Source organism: Trinickia sp., from assembly GCF_036503415.1.
In the GTDB taxonomy this organism is placed as follows: domain Bacteria; phylum Pseudomonadota; class Gammaproteobacteria; order Burkholderiales; family Burkholderiaceae; genus Trinickia.
Genome location: NZ_DASXWY010000095.1, coordinates 1 through 3,279 on the forward strand (window position 1 = coordinate 1; position 3,279 = coordinate 3,279).

Consider the following 3,279-nt stretch of genomic DNA (forward strand, 5'->3'; position numbering starts at 1 on the left):
CAAGTCTGGCGAAACCGAAAGCATCGGCGCCGAGGCGATGCTCGCCGAAGGGGTCCGGGCCGTGATGAATGTTTTCTTCCCCGGCCACGGAGATGAGGCGCACCAGCCGCGCGAAGACTCCGAGCACGGCAAGGGCAGCTAACGCGGCCAGACCCGAGCGGCTTGAATTGGCCCACAGGCCGCTCGTTCTTTTTCGCAGCAGAGGGTTCTGAGCGACTCCGGTGCTCACGTTGACACCGGTCTGCAGATGCGGTGAGCCGTGGCTATGAGGCGTGGCGAGGTCGCGCGACATGCATACCCGTGAATCCCGCGAAACCGATCCACCAGCGCGCCAAGAGACTGTTGCAAGTCGACTAGCGCATTGGCTTCCGGCGCTGGCTTGGCTGCGCGCCTACCGGCTTGCCTGGTTGCCGCACGACATCATCGCCGGCATCACGCTGAGCGCTGTCCTCGTGCCGGCGGGGATGGCTTATGCGCAGGCGGCAGGCATGCCTTCCGTGACGGGGTTGTACGCGTCGCTGGCAGCTTTGATCGCGTATGCCTTGTTCGGGCCGAGCCGTATCCTCGTGCTGGGGCCCGATTCTGCGCTTGTCGCGCTGATTGTCGCCGCTGTCACGCCGTTGGCGCATCGTGGCGGCACGCAAGCGGTGATGCTTGCCGGCGCACTTGCGCTCCTTTCCGGTGGCGTTTGTGCAGCTGTGGGTGTGCTCAAGCTCGGCTTCGTGGCGGATCTGCTTTCGACGCCTATCCGTCACGGCTATCTGAACGGCATCATGTTGACGATCATCGTCGGTCAGTTGCCCAAGCTGCTCGGATTCTCGGTGACCGGCGAGACCTTTCTCTCTCAGGCTCGCGAGCTAATGGCCGGCATATTGGCTGGCCGGACCAACAGCGCAGCGCTCGCCGTCGGCGCCGGTTCGCTCGGCATAATTGTGGCGTGCCGACGGTGGGCGCCCAAGGTGCCCGGTGTGCTGATTGCGGTTGCCGCCGCAACGCTTGCCACGTCGTTGGGCGATCTCGCTTCGCGCGCCGGTATCGCGGTCGTCGGAAGTTTGCCGCGTGGTCTGCCCGCGTTTCAGATTCCGCTGCTCACGTCGAACGAGTGGCTTGCGCTGTGTCCGTCTGCGGCCGCCATCGCGCTCGTCTCGCTCACCGACGTCAGCATGTTGTCGCAGACTTACGGATCACGCAGTGGAGGCCGCATCGATCGCAACCAGGAGTGCTTCGCGCTCGGCGTCGCGAATATCGCTGCCGCCCTGTTCGAAGGCTTTCCTACGAGCGCAAGCGGATCGAGGACGCCGGTCGCCGAGGCGGCCGGTGCAAAAACTCAGGTGACCGGACTCGTGGCGGCCGCAGTCGTTGCAATTCTCCTGGTCTTCCTGCCGCAGGCGCTACGCGATACGCCGCAAGCCGCACTCGCGGCAGTGGTCGTCGCGGCTTCACTGGCGTTACTTGAAACCCGCGGCGTGCTGCGGCTCTATCGGCTGCGGCGTGCGGAATTCGTTCAGGCGCTCGTCTGTTTCGCGGGCGTTGTGCTATCCGGCGTCGTGGCGGGCGTCGGCATCGCACTTGCGCTGGCCTTGTTGATGTTTCTCTGGCGAGCGTGGTGGCCCTATACGGCCGTGCTCGGCCGCGTGGATGGCGTCAAGGGCTACCACGACATTTCGCGCCATCCCGATGCCCGACGCATTCCCGGCCTTGTGCTGCTGCGCTGGGATGCCCCGCTATTTTTCGCCAACGCCCAGATCTTTAAAGAACGCGTGCGGCGCGCACTCGATGATGCACCGACATCGCCGCATTGGATCGTCATTGCTGCGGAGCCGGTGACGGACATCGACATCACCGCCGCCGATATGCTCGTCGGGCTCGGTGAAGAACTCAACGCCATGCAGGTACAACTCTGCTTTGCGGAATTGAAGGGACCCGTCAAGGACAGCCTGAAGCGATACGGGATTTACGAGCGTATCGGCGAGCGTTACTTCGTGCCGACGGTAGGTAGTGCGGTCAACGAGTATCTGCGGGAGCAGCGGATCGAATGGCATGATTGGGAGGACGACAGGTGATTTTCTTGCGCATTGCGCAGGACCGCCGCTGGTACACAGGCGCATTTGGACGAACAAGACGACCGGATCAGGTAATTGAGCGCAACCACTCCGAGAAGGCTCGGATGGTCGTTTCGCGCGGATGGCCTGGCCGGCGAATCACATAGAAGCCATACCCGGGCAAGCTTAGCTTGAATGCTTTTACGAGGGTACCGGCGGCGAGTTCGGGTGCGACGAGTGCATCACTGAAAATCCCGATTCCCTGGCCGGCGATTACCGCCTCGATGGCATGCAACTCCTCCCGGAAGCTCAGGTGCTGCATGTCCTTGAAATCGGGCACTTCACGCCACCTGCGCTGGGCCGCGGCCAGCCATCTCTGCCAGGTGGGCGGCTCGCGGTCGACCGGCGACCAATAGGAGTGGATCAGCACATGCTGTGCGAGATCGGCGGGTCTCTTCAATTGTCCGGTTGAAAGCAAGTGCGGATTGTAGACGGGCCAGAATGTATCTCTCAAGAGATCATCGACGATGCCTTCCGTCGGCACTACTCGGCTGGTCGCATAACGAATGGCGACGTCACCCTCGCCGGCCTTCAGATCGAGCACGGTATCCGTGCCGATCACCTCCAGCGGGACATCGGGATGCAAGTTCCGCCATGCGGACAGGCGGGGCACGAGCCAACGGCTGGCAAAAGCGTTCGTTGTCGTCACGCGAAGGGGCTGCTGGTCGCTATCGTGCTTGACGGCCGCGATGGCGGTGGCAAATATTTCGAGTCCTCCACGAATGGCCGGGAACAGCCGCGCTCCTGCATCGGTCAGCGTCAAGGGCCGCGGCCTGCGACGGAACAGGGCGCAACCACAATAGCGCTCGAGCAATCGGATCTGATGACTGATTGCTGTAGGCGTGACACAAAGCTCCAGCGCGGCCTTCTTGAAGCTCATGTGCCGAGCGACCGCGTCGAACGCGCGGAGTTCTACGAGGGGCGGCAGCCTATGCATGCAAGCAGTGTAGGTGAAACCAGTTCACCCTTAGCTGAATTCTTCGAGTTTGTTCTTGGGCCGATTCGAGTGGAGACTTGGAATGAATTCGAGGAGACAACACCATGCTGCCGATCAGATCGTTGGCCGACGCTGCGGCCGAGCTTGCCGGCACCTTCCGCGGGGAGCTCCTGCAACCCATGGACGCCGGCTATGAGGATGCGAGGAGGGTCCACAACGGTCTGGTCGATAAGCGGCCCG

Annotated in this window: 2 protein-coding genes; one reads left to right on the top strand and one right to left on the bottom strand. The window is 62.7% G+C overall.

The window, feature by feature from the left end:
* Positions 1 to 290 precede the first annotated feature (290 nt).
* Positions 291 to 2,063 carry a SulP family inorganic anion transporter gene (locus tag VGL01_RS13230; RefSeq protein WP_331569979.1) on the top strand — a complete coding sequence of 591 codons (1,773 nt, stop codon included), beginning with the start codon at positions 291 to 293 and terminating at the stop codon, positions 2,061 to 2,063.
* Between the two features lie 67 nt (positions 2,064 to 2,130).
* Here VGL01_RS13230 and VGL01_RS13235 read toward each other — a convergent pair whose 3' ends face one another.
* On the bottom strand, positions 2,131 to 3,039 hold the full coding sequence (locus VGL01_RS13235; protein WP_331569981.1) for a LysR substrate-binding domain-containing protein: 909 nt from the start codon (positions 3,037 to 3,039) through the stop codon (positions 2,131 to 2,133).
* Between the last annotated feature and the right edge of the window lie 240 nt (positions 3,040 to 3,279).

Bases quoted from the DNA above. Each gene is read 5' to 3' on its own strand.
- VGL01_RS13230 (WP_331569979.1), top strand. From the start codon at position 291: ATGCATACCCGTGAATCCCGCGAAACCGATCCACCAGCGCGCCAAGAG.
- VGL01_RS13235 (WP_331569981.1), bottom strand. From the start codon at position 3,039: ATGCATAGGCTGCCGCCCCTCGTAGAACTCCGCGCGTTCGACGCGGTC.